At 58.8% G+C, this 16199-nt stretch carries 15 protein-coding genes and 2 tRNA genes; 8 read left to right on the top strand and 9 right to left on the bottom strand.

The features are described from left to right. Nucleotides 1-84: 84 nt before the first annotated feature. Both I6I72_RS10170 and orn read right to left on the bottom strand, forming a co-directional pair. Nucleotides 85-157: transfer RNA gene (locus I6I72_RS10170), tRNA-His, on the bottom strand. 50 nt (nt 158-207) lie between these two features. After that, entirely contained in the window at nt 208-840 is a 633-nt protein-coding gene (orn, locus tag I6I72_RS10175) for an oligoribonuclease (RefSeq protein ID WP_110092255.1), read from the bottom strand. Between the two features lie 332 nt (nt 841-1172). On the opposite strand from orn, the gene I6I72_RS10180 reads away from it, so the two are divergent. Continuing rightward, nucleotides 1173-2684 (top strand): alanine/glycine:cation symporter family protein, encoded by a 1512-nt coding sequence (locus I6I72_RS10180; protein WP_049063383.1) that lies wholly within the window; start codon nt 1173-1175, stop codon nt 2682-2684. A gap of 40 nt (nt 2685-2724) precedes the next feature. Here I6I72_RS10180 and cmrA read toward each other — a convergent pair whose 3' ends face one another. Beyond that, the gene (gene cmrA, locus I6I72_RS10185; protein ID WP_049145965.1) at nt 2725-3537 is read right to left on the bottom strand and encodes a mycolate reductase; all 813 of its coding nucleotides are present in this window, start codon (nt 3535-3537) and stop codon (nt 2725-2727) included. 141 nt (nt 3538-3678) lie between these two features. Between cmrA and I6I72_RS10190 the strand changes: the two genes are divergently transcribed. Beyond that, complete coding sequence (locus I6I72_RS10190) at nt 3679-3864, top strand: PspC domain-containing protein (protein ID WP_034657383.1); 186 nt, start codon at nt 3679-3681, stop codon at nt 3862-3864. A gap of 38 nt (nt 3865-3902) precedes the next feature. Here I6I72_RS10190 and I6I72_RS10195 read toward each other — a convergent pair whose 3' ends face one another. From I6I72_RS10195 to I6I72_RS10205, 3 genes are all read right to left on the bottom strand, one after another. Beyond that, a complete protein-coding gene (locus I6I72_RS10195) occupies nt 3903-4562 on the bottom strand; it encodes an alkaline phosphatase family protein (protein ID WP_049192600.1) in 660 nt (219 codons plus the stop codon). A gap of 104 nt (nt 4563-4666) precedes the next feature. Continuing rightward, nucleotides 4667-4740, bottom strand: a tRNA-Arg gene (locus I6I72_RS10200). A gap of 108 nt (nt 4741-4848) precedes the next feature. Then, nucleotides 4849-5796, bottom strand: coding sequence for a LysR family transcriptional regulator (locus tag I6I72_RS10205; protein WP_070420682.1), 948 nt, complete (start codon nt 5794-5796; stop codon nt 4849-4851). 75 nt (nt 5797-5871) lie between these two features. Here I6I72_RS10205 and I6I72_RS10210 point away from each other — a divergent pair, with 75 nt between their 5' ends. The 5 genes from I6I72_RS10210 (at nt 5872) to I6I72_RS10230 (ending at nt 11870) form a co-directional block, all read left to right on the top strand. Further along, nucleotides 5872-7992 carry a cytochrome c oxidase assembly protein gene (locus I6I72_RS10210; RefSeq protein WP_110332939.1) on the top strand — a complete coding sequence of 707 codons (2121 nt, stop codon included), beginning with the start codon at nt 5872-5874 and terminating at the stop codon, nt 7990-7992. A 212-nt stretch (nt 7993-8204) separates the two neighbouring features. Then, nucleotides 8205-8843: a single-stranded DNA-binding protein gene (locus I6I72_RS10215; protein ID WP_005531030.1), complete on the top strand. Its 639-nt coding sequence runs from the start codon at nt 8205-8207 to the stop codon at nt 8841-8843. A 138-nt stretch (nt 8844-8981) separates the two neighbouring features. Further along, nucleotides 8982-10652, top strand: coding sequence for an energy-dependent translational throttle protein EttA (gene ettA / locus I6I72_RS10220; protein WP_049152139.1), 1671 nt, complete (start codon nt 8982-8984; stop codon nt 10650-10652). Between the two features lie 87 nt (nt 10653-10739). Continuing rightward, a complete protein-coding gene (locus I6I72_RS10225; protein WP_005531026.1) occupies nt 10740-11168 on the top strand; it encodes an acyl-CoA thioesterase in 429 nt (142 codons plus the stop codon). Nucleotides 11169-11225: 57 nt separating this feature from the next. Continuing rightward, nucleotides 11226-11870 carry a hypothetical protein gene (locus I6I72_RS10230; RefSeq protein ID WP_005531009.1) on the top strand — a complete coding sequence of 215 codons (645 nt, stop codon included), beginning with the start codon at nt 11226-11228 and terminating at the stop codon, nt 11868-11870. Between the two features lie 23 nt (nt 11871-11893). Here I6I72_RS10230 and chrA read toward each other — a convergent pair whose 3' ends face one another. The 3 genes from chrA to I6I72_RS10245 all read right to left on the bottom strand — a co-directional run bounded on the left by chrA (nt 11894) and on the right by I6I72_RS10245 (nt 14742). Continuing rightward, nucleotides 11894-13084 carry a chromate efflux transporter gene (gene chrA, locus I6I72_RS10235; RefSeq protein ID WP_005531004.1) on the bottom strand — a complete coding sequence of 397 codons (1191 nt, stop codon included), beginning with the start codon at nt 13082-13084 and terminating at the stop codon, nt 11894-11896. A 216-nt stretch (nt 13085-13300) separates the two neighbouring features. Further along, the gene (locus tag I6I72_RS10240) at nt 13301-13690 is read right to left on the bottom strand and encodes a globin (RefSeq protein ID WP_049063396.1); all 390 of its coding nucleotides are present in this window, start codon (nt 13688-13690) and stop codon (nt 13301-13303) included. A gap of 5 nt (nt 13691-13695) precedes the next feature. Further along, complete coding sequence (locus I6I72_RS10245; protein WP_201806837.1) at nt 13696-14742, bottom strand: mechanosensitive ion channel family protein; 1047 nt, start codon at nt 14740-14742, stop codon at nt 13696-13698. Between the two features lie 181 nt (nt 14743-14923). Here I6I72_RS10245 and I6I72_RS10250 point away from each other — a divergent pair, with 181 nt between their 5' ends. Beyond that, nucleotides 14924-16075, top strand: coding sequence for a cystathionine gamma-synthase (locus I6I72_RS10250; RefSeq protein ID WP_201806841.1), 1152 nt, complete (start codon nt 14924-14926; stop codon nt 16073-16075). Nucleotides 16076-16199 lie beyond the last annotated feature (124 nt).

Below are 16199 nucleotides of genomic sequence, written 5' to 3' on the forward strand. Positions count from 1 at the left end.
TACGCAAGTCGCTCACGGCTATCGTAGCCCGTCATATCAAGAAAGACCCTAGTCTGCGAAAGTGCAGGCTAGGGTCTCATTCGGGGTGGCTGACGGGGCTCGAACCCGCGACACCCAGGATCACAACCTGGTGCTCTACCAGCTGAACTACAGCCACCATCGCTGCCTTAAAAGCAGCACGGATAAGATTAACTCACGCCGCGAGATTTACAAAAACGCCTGGTAATCGGCGGTAGTTGACTCCTTGAGTTTCGCTGCTTCCTCGGAAGAGGGGCCTTCGTCGGTGCGGAACACACTGCGGCGGTAGTAGTCCAACTCTCGGATGGACTCGATGATGTCCTGGAGCGCGCGGTGCGCCATGCCCTTGTCAGGCTGGTTGTAGTAGGCGCGTGGGAACCAGCGGCGACTGAGCTCCTTGATGGTGGAAACGTCAATCATGCGGTAGTGCAGCGCTTCATCCAAGCGTGGCATGTAGGCGCGAATGAAGGTGCGGTCGGTGGCGATGGAGTTGCCTGCCAGGGGAGCGGGATGCTCAGGGTCGCAGTGCTCAGCGATGAGCGCCAGGACGGCATCTTCGGCTTCCTGCAGAGTGGTGGTGGATTCGCGGATTTCCTTATCCAGGCCGGAGTTGGCGTGCATGTTGGTGACAAAGGCATCCATCTCAGCGAGCTCCGCTTCCGTGGCATGGACCACTAGGTCGATTCCCTCACCAATGACGTTGAGGTTGCCATCAGTGATGATGGCGGCCACCTCCACGATGACGTGGCGCTTCGGGTCGAGCCCGGTCATCTCCAAGTCAATCCAGACGAGTCGGTCATTCTTCGGGGCGATGTCAGTCATGGGTTTAACCTTAGTCCTCCTAGAGCCGTGCTTGTCGACGCCTCCCTTCCCACCGTCTGACTCAATCCACCGGCATGGAAGGTGTGGCGGGGGTAGGCAAAGGGTGTGTTTTGGCGCAGATAGTTCAGTTTTTCTAAATGATTTCTGTTAGCGGTATTGACGGTTCTTGAGCTGCGCATTAAATTTCGGTCAACCAACAGGTGATGCGAAGAGTTAGATTCTTTTAAAACATTTTCGTGATCGCCCTCACAAATTTCGATTGAAGTAGTGCATGATTCTTTATGTCACTCTTTATGTTAGAGATCACAATTTTGGAAAGTAGGTTCCCTCATATGGCCGGGTTCTTGGATGCTCTCAACTCCCTCATTTGGTCCCCAGCACTCGTGTTCCTGTGCTTGGGCGCCGGTGTCTATTTCACGATCGTGACCAAGGGGCTGCAGATTCGCTGTATTCCCGACATGATTGCGCAGCTGAAGAACGGCGAGAAGTCAGACTCCGGGGTTTCTTCTTTCCAGTCCCTAATGATTTCCCTCGCCGGTCGCGTCGGCGTCGGCAACATTGCCGGTGTTGCCACGGCGATCGCCTTCGGTGGCCCAGGTGCTGTCTTCTGGATGTGGGCGGTGGCGCTGTTGGGGTCGGCTACCTCGTTCGTGGAATGTACTCTCGCCCAGGTCTACAAGGAAAAGGACCAGGACACTGGCGAGTACCGCGGTGGCCCGGCGTACTACATCGAAAAGGCTTACCGCCACACCTCTGTGGGCCCGTTCATGCTGGTCTACGGCGTTATCTTCGCTGTCTCCATGATTCTGGCTACCAGCTACTTCCTCCCAGGCATCCAGGCCAACGGTGTGGCCGCTGCAGTGGAGAACGCCTGGGGCGTCAACGTCACCTGGTCCGCAGTCATCTTGGCTGGCGTCTTGGCCTTCATCATCATCGGTGGTGTCAAGCGTATCGCTAACTTCACCTCGCTCATCGTTCCATTCATGGCAGCCGCTTATATCATCATCGCGCTGACCATCCTGTTCATGAACTTCGGCGACATTCCACACGTATTTGGCCTCATCTTCAAGTCTGCATTTGACATGGAAGCAGGATTCGCGGGCATGCTGGGCTCTGCAATCATGTGGGGCGTAAAGCGCGGTATCTACTCCAACGAGGCAGGCCAGGGCACCGGCCCGCAGTCGGCAGCTGCTGCCGAGGTATCCCACCCAGCAAAGCAGGGCCTCGTTCAATCATTCGCCGTCTACGTCGATACCCTCTTCGTCTGCTCGGCCACCGCCTTCATCATCATCTCCACTGACATGTACAAGGTCTTCGAAGGCGAGTCCGAGGACGGCGCCGTTCGCTACGCCGGCTCCCTGCCTGACGGCATTGCGGTCGGCCCAGGCTTCGTTCAATCCGGTATGGACTCTGTATTCAGCGGTGTCGGCGCTTCTTTCGTGGCAATTGCTATCGCGTTCTTCGCCTTCACCACCGTCCTGGCTTACTACTACATGGCAGAGACCAACCTCACCTACTTCAACCGCTGGATCAAGAATGCTGGCGCACGCCGCGCGCTGGTGTGGGTCCTGCGCGTCCTCATCATCATCTCCGTCATCATTGGTGCTACCACCACCCCGGGCTCAGCGTGGGCACTAGGCGACATCGGAGTGGGTGCCACCGCATGGCTCAACATCATCGCCATCCTCTTCCTCCAGGTCCCGGCACTCAAGTGCCTCAAGGACTACAGCGCGCAGAAGAAGGCTGGCAAGGATCCGGACTTCGACCCTGAAGCTCTGGGCATCAAGAACGCCGACTTCTGGGTAGAGCGCAAGAACGCTCGCTCTTCCTCTGTAGCCGAGTAAGGCACACCAAAAGCAGGCTCGCCGAAAGGGTGGGAGTGCCTTAGGCCATCTTTGAGTAGAAGCTGCCGATGAGCGGTGCGGCAATCGGGGTAGGGACGATTTGGCCCAGAGCGTTCATCGCCTTGGACAGCGGGCCCGGCACCACGCGGCGCTGGTTGCGCGCCATGGCCGCGAGGGTTTCCGCGGAGCAGGACTCGTAGGTGGTCCACAGGAAGTCCGGCACCACCTTATCCACGATGGACTGCTCTTCTTCCGGAATGACCGCATCGCGGACTGGGCCTGGAGCCAGCAGGGTGCAGCTCACGCCCGTGCCCTTCAGCTCATAGTGCAGCGCCTCAGTGAAGGCATTTACTCCGGCCTTGGTGAACACGTAAGTAGCGTTGTTCGGAATCGAGACATTGCCCGCTGCAGAACCCACATTGCATATAGCGCCCGAGCGGCGCGGCAGCATCTGGTCCAAAGCGGCGCGGGTCAGGCGGTGCACGGCCTTGCCATTGAGATCGAACTGCTTGGTCTCATAGTCCCAATCCTGATCCATGAACTTGCCAAAGCTGGCGATGCCAGCAGAGTTCACGATGATGGAAATCTCCTTGTCTGCCATGAACTCGATGACGCGGTCGACGTCGGCTTCCTTTGCTAAGTCGGCGGCCAGAGCAATGGCATCCACCTCATGCTGGGCCTTAAGTTCCGCAGCGATGCGGTCGAGGACTTCCTGGCGGCGCGCCACCAGGATGACGTTGTAGCCGCGTGAAGCAAGGTCGCGCGCCATCGCCTCGCCGATGCCCTGGCTGGCACCAGTGAGCAAAGCATAAGAAGTGCGGGTGGGGGCGGGCAGCCCTGCGTGCTTAGTCATGAGGTGAAAATTCCTTTCGCCGTGTTAACAACTCCGTCTAGCGTAGACGAAAAGCCAGAAATCAGGGTGTTTATCAGGGCTCTCCCTGATGCAACATGGCGTGACATTAGGTTGAATTGAAAGTGAAAGGAGATGACAGAAATGAACAACAACCGTTTGACCCGTTCGACCACTGACACCTACATCGGAGGCGTGTGTGGCGGAATTGCCCAGGCCTACAACCTCGACCCAACCTTGGTTCGCGCGCTCTTCGTTATCGCAACGCTCCTCGGATTCTCCGGGATTTTGCTCTACATCCTGTTATGGGTGATCATGCCGGTTGCGTAATAAGCGCAAACTCGCTCGCTAATCTGCCGCAGCGGGCCTTATTGCAGCGGCCCAAAGCGCATGAACCGATGCCAGGTCTCCCACTCATCGCGGAGCCTGGCTGCATGGCGTGCGGGGCTTGCCACGGCGTCGATAAGCACGGCGTCCTGCATGCGCACACCGTTGTCGAAGAACAACGCCGCATGCCCCGACGCGCCATAACGCACCACCGGGACTAGGTTGAGGCCGTCGAAGGAAAGCTGCGCGTTCGGGCGTACATCAAGGCCCGCAATTGCCGCGAGCGTGGGCGCCAAATCCATGGGGGAGACCAGCTCCTTGCAGGAAGTGGCGGCGGTGTCCGTCACGCCCGGCCAAGCCAAGGACATGGGGGAAGGCCCGCCGCTTAAGGAACACACGGCGACCACGCCATGCTTGGCGACGTCGCGCAGCCGCGCCGGGTCCGCAGGTTCTTCCAGCAGGCGGAATACCGGGGCGTCCTCGGTACCTGGTGGGGAGTCGATGTCCTCGCTTATGCTGTAGCCTGCTTCGCGGAAGATATCCGTGATCCGGGTCTTAGCTTCGCGCTGCGGATACTGGCCCGTCAAGACGCTGTTGCGGGACTGCGCATAGCTGGGGGAAGGAGCCCACGCGTTGTCGAAGCGCATGCCGATGAGGGCGGCTGCAGGGGCCGTGACGAAGGTAGCCAGGGTGATATCCATGGATTCCATCCTAAGCTTGCGCCCCGAGCCGTGTGGAGAGGAAAGATACAAAGAAAAGGCCACCTTCTGCCGTGAATCCCGGCAAAAGGTGGCCTTGACCTGCGTGCCCCCAGCAGGACTCGAACCCGCGACACATGGGGTAGAAACCCACTGCTCTAATCCGCTGAGCTATGGAGGCATATCCCACATATTAGACCAGAGTGCTGGGCAGGCTGGAAGTGGGGGCGGCGCCTCTCGTCAGCCGCCTTTCACCGGCGAAAGCGGCGAGGGCTAGTAGGCCTAATGTTTAGAGCAGGTTGGCATTGTCGAGGAGGGATTCTTCGCTTTCGCCGCCGACGTCGAGGATCAGGTCCACCAGTTGCTTTGCCGCAGGGGAGAGATCGCGGTCGCGGCGGAAAATCAGCAAGGCTTGCATCGGAGGGATACCCTCCGCAATGCGGCGATAGTGAATACCGCGATGGTTTAGCGCTTGCGCTGAACTCGGCAACAGGCATATGCCGATTCCGCCAGATACCAGCGGGAGGCCGGTTTGCAGCGTGGAAATTTCCTGGATTCGGCTAGGAACTGCGCCAGGGGTCTTTAGGAAAACCTGGTCGAGCAGTTCAGGCATGCCAATGAACTCAGGGTGGCGGGGCGGCAAGATCCACGTTTCTTTGGAAAGGTCTGCCAAAGAAACCGGATCCGGCAGGTGGCTGAGGCGTTCTGGAACTGCCACGCGGAATTCCATCTCGGTGGCTTCGTGGACAATGAGCTCGTCGCGATAACGCTGCGCAAAAGCCTGCGGATCAGTTGAGGGCATGAGGCCTAGGTCGATGGAGCCTTCCAACACGCGGTTTAGGGTGATGGTGGGCTCTGGGTCATCGAGGAAAATATTGACGTCAGGGGCGCTCTCAAACATTCGGTGCAGGACCTCCGGCATGAACAACCAGTTGAACTCAGGCGCCGAGGAAATAGAAACACTGCCTGCAGCGCCTTCGGCGATTTCGGATATGCGCTGGGTAGCGTCGCTAAGCAGCGTTTCAACTTTGGAGGCGATGCTGTAGAGATAAACTCCTGCTTCCGTAGTCTTCACGCCAGCGCGACCGCGGGTGAGAAGTTGGACGTTGAGTTCTTTTTCGAGCTTTCGGATGGAGAGGCTAAGAGATGGCTGAGTCATGTTTAATGCTTCAGCCGCATGAGTAAACGAACCGTGATCAACAACGGCTCGGAAATAGAGAAGCTGGCGCGAATCCATAGCTCGTGATTATGCCAAAATTTAGAGAATTATTCGTTTTAGGTAAGGCAATGGTTTCGGCGGTACACTGCGCCTATGAAAAAACAGGACGGTACTGCCAGTTCACAGCTGCATGCAGCAGGGGCTGGGAAAGAAAGCCCGCAAGGCGCCGCCGTTAAGCCCGCTAGCGCTGCTGCCGCCAGCGGCGGTGCGAAAAATGCAAAATGGTTGTACGCCAGTGCAATATTCTTTGCGGGATTCGTGGGTGGCTTCATCTCCTTGTTCTTCCTCGCGGATTCGCTTGCTGCGCTCGGTATCCCTGACCCAGGCCGCCTGACCACCTTCGGACTGCCGTTCTTCCGCGCCGTCGCCTGGCTGCTTATGGCGTTATCTGTGGGATCGTTCATGGTCTCTGCCTTCCTTATCTCGCCGCAGATCCCCGACAAAGACAATGAGCGTCTCATTGAATCTCGCCTCACCGTGGATGGGCATATTGCGGCCCGAACGGGTGCCTTTGCGGCATTCGGCGTTGCCATCGTGGCTCTTCTTGAAGTTCCTTTGGTGATGTCGGACCTCACTGGTACTCCTTTTGCCCAGGTGCTCAACCCGCAATTGATGAGCATGGCGCTGGAAAGCATTGCTACCTCCCAGGCTTGGCTCGTCACCGCAGCTATTTCAGTAGTCGTTGGTGTCTTAGGCCTAGCCTCCAGAAAATGGTCAATGCAGCCCATCGCTTTCATGGTTTCGCTCCTGCAAATGGTGCCACTCGGCATGGAGGGACACTCGGCTGCTGGCGGCGACCATGACTATGGAACGAACTCCTTGCTCTTCCACCTGTTCTTCTTGGTGCTGTGGGTGGGTGGCCTGCTGGGGCTCATCGCCCATAGCCGGCGTTTGGGCCCGGGAATGGCTACGGCGGTTCGTCGCTATTCGGTGGTCGCGTTTGTATCTATCGTGGCCATGGCGGCATCCGGCATCATCAATGCGCTTATCCGCGTGGAGTTCAGCGATCTCTTTAGCACCCGTTACGGCCTGCTCATTGTCACCAAGACGGTACTGACCATCCTGCTTGCTGTCTTTGGACTGGCGCATCGTCAAATCACCATTCCGCAGCTGGAACGTCGCCCTGAGCTGTTTAGGCGAGTGGCCTTCGTGGAGGTCCTCGTCATGGCTGCCACGGTAGGCGTAGCGATTTCTATGGGGCGCACCCCGCCGCCACCGCCCCGGGATCCGAATCTGAACAACATGCAGGTGCTGTTGGGCTATGAGCTTCTCGACGCCCCGACCGTCACCAACATTTGGACCATGTACCGCTATGACCTCATGTTCGGCACCCTCGGTCTCGGACTCGCGGCGCTTTACGGTTACGCGCTGCTGCGCTTGCGTCGCCGTGGTCTGAGCTGGTCTCCAGTGCGCACCGCGTGGTTCATGCTGGGCGCGCTTGGTCTGACCTTCATCATGAGCTCGGGCATCGGTCTCTACATTCCGGCGTTGTACTCGATGCACATGCTGGGGCACATGTTCTTGTCTATGGCCATCCCGCTGTTCTTGGTGCTTGGTGCACCGCTGACGTTGGTAATGGAAGCTTTTGAGCCAGGTGCTCCCGGCAAGCCGACCATCCATGATGCGGCTGTGGCCGTGACCAAGTCCAAGGTGCTGAAGTTCCTGACGCATCCGGCAGTCAACCTCATCCAGTTCCTCATATTCCTCTATGTGCTCTACCTGTATCCCGATCTCTATCAGGTGGCGGTGTCCGAGCACGCCGGTCACCTCATTATGAACTGGGCATTCCTCATCTCCGGTTACATCTATTACTGGGAGGTCATCGGTCCAGACCCATTGCCGTTCCGTGCGCCGACCAACCTGCGCCTGCTAGTGCTGTTCTTCTCCATGCCGCTACACCTCTTCGCTGGCGTCTACCTCATGCAGCTGCAAAGCGTGCTGGGCGAGGAGTTCTACCTGTCGTTGAACCTGCCGTGGAACCCCGGCTTATTGCAAGATCAGCGCGTGGGTGGCGGCATCGCATGGGGCTTTGGTCAGTTCCCATTGGTCATCGTCTTTGGCAAACTCTTCCTAGACTGGCTGCGCGACGACCGCGCCACAGCGCGTCGCCACGATGCCAAGGCGGAGGTTGATGGCGATGCGGACTTGGAGGACTACAACGAGATGCTGCGGCGCATGAGCGAGGGCGACGCTTCCGGCTTCCGGCAGCAGTAATTTCACTGAGAAACAGCGCAATCTGTGAGTAACTCTCACCAACTGGTGGGAGTTATTTGCGTTTTGTTGACGCTGCCAACTAGTTATCCACAGCTTGCAAAACTTCCTCTTGTAGCCCTTGTCCATTCGCAGTGATGATGCAGGCAGGAAGGGGCGCAGCCCTTTCCGTCATCTGAGACCCTAAGACTCTAAAAGAAAAGGAATTTAAGGACATGTCCCAGCTACCTATCACCATCACTGGTCATCTCACCCACGAGCCGGAGCTCGTCAAAGTTAATACCGACATGTACAAGACACGCCTGCGTATGGCGTCTTCGCGCCGTGTTCCCGCGGATAGCACGGTAAACGGCGAGCGGGAGTGGCGCGATACTGATCTGATTTACATCGATGTTGAGATGTGGGGTCAGTTTGCCATCAACGTGAAGAAGTCCCTGCACCGTGGGATGCCGGTTATTGTCGTTGGTTCGGTGTGTTCGGACTCGTGGACCAGCCCGAACGGTCAAAACAAGTTCCGCACCTTCGTGAAGGCCTTCTACGTGGGTCTAGACCTCAACCGCTACATCATTTCTTCCCGCAAGCTGGAACACGTATACACCACGGATGGCCTGGAGCCACCGGCATCGGGCGATGAGATGCCGGAGATCGATCTGGATAGGACGGCGCAGTCAAACGCTGCTCCAACAGACGCCACCACCGAGTCCGAAGCCGAACGCGATGACGAGCACGACACTGCCGCTGACCGCCGGCAGGCAGCTCGCGGGCTCGGTGGCCAGAACGCTCTACATGTGGATGCTGAGAATGAAACAAGCGAGGAAGGCGGAGCCCAAGAGCTAGAAGAGGTATCCGTATAAAAAGCGGTGGATTGCTCCTCGGGTGAGGGGAGGAAAATACCTGCGAAGGATAACCCTAACCCGGGGCGCTTTGTCCTCCCATGTGATGTACTCTTTGTTGTGTTATAAACCATTCCCAAGTTAAGCAAAGGGTGAAACATGGGCGAATTCATCTACACGATGAAAAATGTGCGTAAGGCAGTCGGCGAGAAGCTCATTCTCGACAATGTAACGATGGCCTTCTACCCAGGTGCCAAGATTGGTGTCGTTGGCCCGAATGGTGCAGGTAAGTCCTCCATTCTGAAGATCATGGCCGGCATCGACCAGCCATCCAACGGTGAAGCATTCATCGATCCGGGCAAAACCGTGGGCATCCTTCTACAGGAGCCACCACTCAATGACGAGAAGACCGTTCGCGGCAACGTCGAAGAGGGCTTGGGCGAGATCTTTGAGAAGAAGCAGCGCTTCGAGGCCATCGCAGAAGAGATGGCCACCAACTACACCGATGAGCTCATGGAAGAAATGGGCAAGCTCCAGGAGGAGCTCGACGCTGCCGATGCTTGGGAGGTCGATTCCAAGATCGAGCAGGCCATGGAAGCGCTGCGCTGCCCGCCTTCCGACGCCCTGGTGAACAACCTCTCCGGTGGTGAGCGCCGTCGCGTCGCCTTGGCCAAGCTCCTTCTCTCCGAGCCGGACCTGCTGCTGCTCGACGAGCCGACCAACCACCTGGACGCCGAGTCCGTGGAATGGCTGGAGAAGCACCTCGCTGACTACAAGGGCGCCGTTCTGGCGGTTACCCACGACCGCTACTTCCTCGACCATGTTGCGGGCTGGATCTGTGAGGTTGACCGCGGCAAGCTCTACCCATACGAGGGCAACTACTCCACCTACCTGGAGAAGAAGGCCGAGCGTCTGGAAGTTGCTGGCGCCAAGGATAAGAAGCTGCAGAAGCGCCTGAAGGAAGAGCTCGCTTGGGTTCGCTCCGGCGCCAAGGCTCGTCAGGCCAAGAACAAGGCTCGTCTCCAGCGCTACGAGGAGATGGCTGCGGAGGCTGAGCAGTACAAGAAGCTCGACTTCGAAGAGATCCAGATTCCAACCCCGCCGCGCTTGGGCAACAAGGTCGTGGAGGTCAAGAACCTGGTCAAGGGCTTCGACGGCCGAACTCTTATCAAGGACCTGTCCTTCACCCTGCCGCGCAACGGCATCGTCGGCGTTATCGGCCCGAACGGTGTGGGTAAGTCCACCCTGTTCAAGACCATCGTTGGTCTGGAGCAGCCGGACTCCGGCTCCGTTGAGGTTGGCGAGACTGTTAAGCTTTCCTACGTTGACCAGGGCCGTGAGAACATCGACCCTGAGGCAACCGTCTGGGAGGTTGTTTCTGACGGACTGGATTACATCCACGTCGGCCAGAACGAAATGCCATCGCGTGCTTACCTGTCCGCGTTCGGCTTCAAGGGCCCGGACCAGCAGAAGCCTTCCAAGGTTCTCTCCGGTGGTGAGCGTAACCGCCTGAACCTGGCCCTGACCCTGAAAGAGGGCGGAAACCTGATCCTCCTCGACGAGCCGACCAACGACCTGGACGTCGAGACCCTGGGCTCCCTTGAGAACGCCCTTGAGAAGTTCCCGGGCTGCGCCGTGGTCATTTCCCACGACCGCTGGTTCCTGGACCGCACCTGTACCCACATCCTTGCCTGGGAAGGCAACGTGGAAGAGGGCAAGTGGTTCTGGTTCGAAGGCAACTTCGGCGACTACGAGAAGAACAAGATCGAGCGCCTCGGCGAGGACGCCGCTCGCCCGAGCCGCGTGACCCACCGCAAGCTGACCCGCTAGCGTTTAACGCAAAGGGCGTCCGGAAAACGGACGCCCTTTTAGCTTTTCCCTAAACCCCAACCCCAATTGGAAAGAGATTTTTAAAGAATGTCTTCTGAGAACGTGCACGCGCACACCGTTGGTGTCCGTTGGTCTGACTTCGACATGTACGGCCACATGATGAACGCCAACTACATCGAGCTGGCGCAGGAGGCCCGTTTGGCTTTTGCCATGGACCACTTCTACAAAAACGGCCTGGACATGATTGCGTTCGTGCGTCACCTCGACGCCGACTACGTTCGTCCGCTCAAGTGGGATGGCAAGAACAGCACGGTCACGGTTGAGACCACCGTGGTGCGCCTGGGTAACACCTCGTTCACCACCCGCCAGGAGATCAAGGACAGCACCGGCAACGTCGCATGCGTTATCACTTGCACCCAGGTTGTCATCGACAAGGCAACGCAGATGCCGCGTGCTATCTCTGAGGAGGAGAAGAAGATCATTCTTGAGAATGCTTTGGTTAAGCTGGACGCATAGCGTGAGCTGAATTCGAGCTCGCCGCGCATCAGTACGTCGAAGGAGGGCCTGCAAGCCATGGTCAACGAATCACTCGAATTAAGAGGTGGTGGACCTGGATTGCGGGCCCTCATCGCGCGTGCAGTGGGGCTGGACGTGGCGGCGTTAGTGCGCTTGCGCCAGCTCGACGAGAACACCGTCGACGTGTTTGTCACTACGCCATTTGAGGTGGTGGCCTCCCGCCGCGTGGAGGGCACGGTCTCCCGCGACGGGGCAGTGGTCTCTGCGAATGCTCTGCATGAGGCTTTGCTGCTTGGCGACGCCGAACCCGGCACCCTTGAGCTCGGCCCCGCTCGGGACCCTTCGTGGCCGGGCGCCCTGCCGCCAGCAACCGGATTCGTCTTGCTCGATACCCTGCCCGTTGAGGTAGTGCGGGAGCTTTCCGATAAGGGCCAGCAGCTCGCCCGCCAGTTCTCTGGACCCCTCGGCCCACCGGCGAGCCTGCTGAATCAGACCGTGGTTACCGTCACTGGTCCGGAGAACCAAGAGGTGGGAATCCCCATGCGCATGATTTTCGCCTGCACCAACCTGGGGCTTATTCCCGGCTTCGCTGCGCCGATGGATATTCCACGTCATCTACGCGTATCCGGCCTTGGCCGGTGGGTCCGCGTCGACGCCCCCTTTGGCAGTGTGTATCGCTCGACGCGGCTCTCCCTGTTCTAACCGATACCTCGTCGGCCACGGCGCTAGAGTAGCGCCCACCCCAGCAGCGCCGCACCCACGGCTACAGACCACGGCGGCGCCTTGAAGAATTGCAAAGCAACGTAGGTCGCAACCGCAATTCCGGCGCTAGCCCAGCCAGTGACGCCGTGGGTGATAATCGGGTCCCACAGCGCTGCGATCAGCAGGCCGATGACCGCGGCATTTACCGCCGCGAAGGCGGTGCGCAGCCACCTTAAGTGTTGCCACCGCGACCAAAAGTGCAGTGCGGCAAGTGTTAGCAAAGCGCCAGGCAAGAAAATCATGACCGTGCCCAACACGGCGCCGCCCACGCCGCCGTCGACCGCGCCAAGATAAGACGCGAACGTGAACAACGGACCCGGCACGCCTTGCGCCACTGAGTACCCGGCCAGGAACTCCTGTTGAGTGAGCCAGCCTGCGCCCACGAATTTATCCTCGAGCAGCGGCAGCACTACGTGTCCGCCGCCAAAGACCAGAGCGCCTGATTGGTAGAACGCGTTGAGACGGGTGATGAGCCAAGCATCGCTTAAACGTGCAGCTATGGCCAGCCCGCCGAGCAGGAGGAAGAACGCGCCCAAGCAGCCCCACGCCAGCCGGACCGACACCGCACGGAGCCCGTGCTCAGCGCCCGCTTGCTCACCGACGCCCAACTGCCCGCGCAAGATGGTAGCCCCGAGGAAACCCGCAATGAGGATGACCGCGAGCTGCCACGAGGAGCCCGCGAAGATCAGCACGAGGGAGCTCACCACCGCCAGCGCCCAGGCCACAGGTGTTTTGAGCAGCTTCTTACACATGCCGATGATGGCGTGCAGGACCACGCCGGCTGCCGCTGCCAACAGGCCAGCCAACCAGCCTGCGCCTACAGGCGAGGCAGTGGTTTCGCCGCCGACCACTAGGCCAAACACTGCCAATATGAGTGCGGAGGGGATGGTGAAGAGGAACCATGACAAGGCCATTCCCGGCAGGCCGGCGCGGTGATAGCCCACCGCCATGCCCACCTTGGAGCTGGCCGGGCCGGGCAGAAACTGGGACATGGCGACGAGATCTGCGTAGGTGGCGTCGGTGAGCCAACGGCGGCGCTCGACAAACTCGGTACGGAAGTACCCCAAGTGCGCGGCCGGTCCACCAAAAGCTGTCCAGCCAAGCGGACCAAAGGATCGGTTGACCTCTGAAAAGCCGCCTTGTGAAGTCGTAATTCTAAGGATGCTAATGGCGTGGGGGCGCCTTCGCGAGCTGGGGATGTAAATCGCATTCGCATCAATAAACTTTTTCTTTTCTAAGGAGAAAGCAATGTGTATCGCCGTCCCTAAAGAGGTCATGAATAACGAAAATCGCGTGGCTCTGACTCCGCTTGCGGTGTAGACCTTGGTTAAGGATGGCCACGAGGTGTTAGTCGAAACTAGCGCTGCTGATTAGCCCTGGCGGTTGATTAGCATCTGCGCTACGCGCTCCATGTGGTCCCAGATCATGTGTCGGTAGGCCGGCGGAATGGTCTCCTCATCGATCTGGGCCAGCGAGTTGGCCATGAGTTCGAGCCAACGGTCATGCGCCTCAAGATTGATGGGGTATTCCGCATGGCGCATGCGCAAGCGCGGGTGCCCGCGGTTATCGCTAAACAGCTGCGGGCCTCCCCAATATTGCACGAGGAACCACTTCAGGCGTTCCTCGGCGCCCTCCCAATCTTGGTCGGGATACATTGGGCCGATGACGTCGTCGGTGCGGACCTGGGCATAGAAACCGCCGACCAATTTGTCGAAGGTCTCCATGCCGCCAACTGCTTCATACACGCTTGTGGGCTGCATAGTGTTTAAGACTCGTTTCCGGGATCTGCGGGATTAAGAGAGCTCTCGATGAATGGGTATTCGGCCTCATCCATGTCATAGAAGCTCACTCCCTGAGGATATGGGGTGTCGATGTTGTGCGCGTGCATTGCGTTGAGAATCTTCGCCTGCAGCTTGCGCTGAACGCCCCATTGCTTGCCCGGCAGCGTCTTCACGGTCACGCGGAAGGACATGTGATCGACCTCGAGGCTGGAAATGCCGTTGACGTCGGGCTGATCAAGGAGGTCGTCGCGGACGGCGTCGTCAAGCGCAGCGTCCTGGACAGCCTTGGAGATGACCTCAAATGCCTTGTCGGGATCGTTAGAAAGCGCGACTGGAACCTGCACACGGGCCACCGAGTAGTGGTCTGAGTGGTTGGCTACCTGCAGGATCTCGCCATTGCGGACGTACCACAGGGCGCCGTCTATGTCGCGAACCGTGGTGATGCGCAGGGAGATGGACTCCACGTCGCCGAAGACGCCATTGCCCAAGTCGATGGTGTCGCCGATGCCGTACTGGTCCTCCAGCAGCATGAAAATGCCGGAGAGGAAGTCTTTGACCAGCGACTGCGCACCGAAACCAAGAGCGACACCAACCACACCGGCGGAGGCCACGAGAGGTGCGACGTTGACGCCGACCTCGGATAAGATAGCGAGGACTGCCCACACCCAGACGAAGATGCCTGCGGCGGAACGGCCCACGCTCGCGAGGGTCTGCAGGCGCGAAACGCGGCGTGCCTCGTGTGTTTTCGCCAGTGCGGTGTCCTGCTTAGCGACCTTGCGGCGTGGACGAACCTGTGATTTCAGGCGCCCGTTCTTGATGCTGTTATCGGCGAGCTTGGTGATGAGCCGGCGCAGAAGCCAGTGGGCGACCAAAGCGATGAGCAGGATGATCGCGATGCGAATTGGTTTGTCGACGAGCCACGATTGTGTGGTTTCGTTCTTCCAAAACCCAGTGACGGTTTCGACTGCTTGCTCGGCATTAGGGCTAGCTGCGAGGAGCGCGGTGCTTACGGTGGTGGTAGGAAAACTCATGGTGCTTTCTACTCGGGGAAAAATTCAAAGTGTACGCCGGAACCAGTCATGATTCCGTGTGACGCACAACCACACCATGGTACGGAAATTCTCAAAGTTTAAGGGAACGCCCATTGATGAGATGAATAAAAACATTGCAATCACTGTTTGAAATGGACAGCTTGGTCTAGAGTTTCTAGACATGACTGAGAACCGCGCCCAAGGCTTTTCCTCCAGATCGATTCATGCTGGCTACCACCCAGACCCCTACATGGGCAGTATTAACGTGCCGATTTACGCGTCGACTACGTTCCAGCAGGACGGTTTGGCGCAGTTGCGCGGTGGTTTTGAGTATGGACGCGTGGCCAACCCCACCGTGCGTTCGCTTGAGTTAACGCTCGCGTCCCTGGAAAACGCTGAGTACGCGCGATGTTTTTCCTCCGGCATGGCGGCGGTGGACACGCTGATCCGCATCATCGTGCGCCCGGGCGACCATGTCATCTTGGGCAATGACGCATACGGTGGAATGTACCGCTTGCTGCACCACGACTATGGCCAGTGGGGTATCGAGCTATCCATCGTGGATACCACCGATGCCTCTGCCGTGGCTGCGGCGGTGCGTGAGAACACCAAGCTCATCTGGCTGGAGACCCCAACCAACCCGGCTACCAACATCACGGACATCGCTGAGGTGGTCAAGCACAAGGGCAACGCTCAGATCGTTGTGGACAACACCTTCGCTACTCCTTACCTGCAGAACCCGCTGGATCTCGGCGCAGACCACATCCTGCACTCCACCACGAAGTACTTGGGCGGACACTCTGACGTGCTGGGCGGTGCCGTGGTGACCAATTCGGCGGAGATGGACGAGCGCCTGCTCTACTTCCAGGGCAATGTCGGCGCAGTGTCCTCGCCATTCGACGCCTACCTCACCGTCCGTGGCATCAAGACCTTGTCCGTGCGCATGGACCGCCACTGCTCGAATGCGCAGGCCGTGGCCGAGTTCCTGGAATCCTGTCCTGAGGTCAAGCAGGTCCTGTATCCGGGTCTGCCTTCGCACCCAGGCCACGAGCTGGCGAAGAAGCAGATGCGCGGCTTCGGCGGCATGATGTCCGTGCGCTTCCACGATGCGGAGCATGCAAAACAGGTATGCCTGAACACCAAGCTGGTGACCTTGGCAGAGTCCTTGGGCGGCGTGGAATCCCTCATCGAGCACCCGCAGAACATGACCCACATTTCGGCGGAGGGCTCCGAACTGGTCCCGCCGGAGGATCTGGTGCGCATTTCCATTGGTATCGAGGACGTTGCGGACCTCATCGCGGACTTCGAGCAGGCGTTGGACGCGCTGCACTAGATAGTGTTGGGGCGCCACAACCGCTAAAGGTGAGTGCTTGGTGCCTCATTGCCAAAAGCCCAGCCCTAAGCACCCGGCCCTGGATTACCAGACCCTGAGGTTGCGTTTTATCGCGTCGGGGACT

This window comes from Corynebacterium striatum, from assembly GCF_016728105.1.
GTDB lineage: Bacteria > Actinomycetota > Actinomycetes > Mycobacteriales > Mycobacteriaceae > Corynebacterium > Corynebacterium striatum.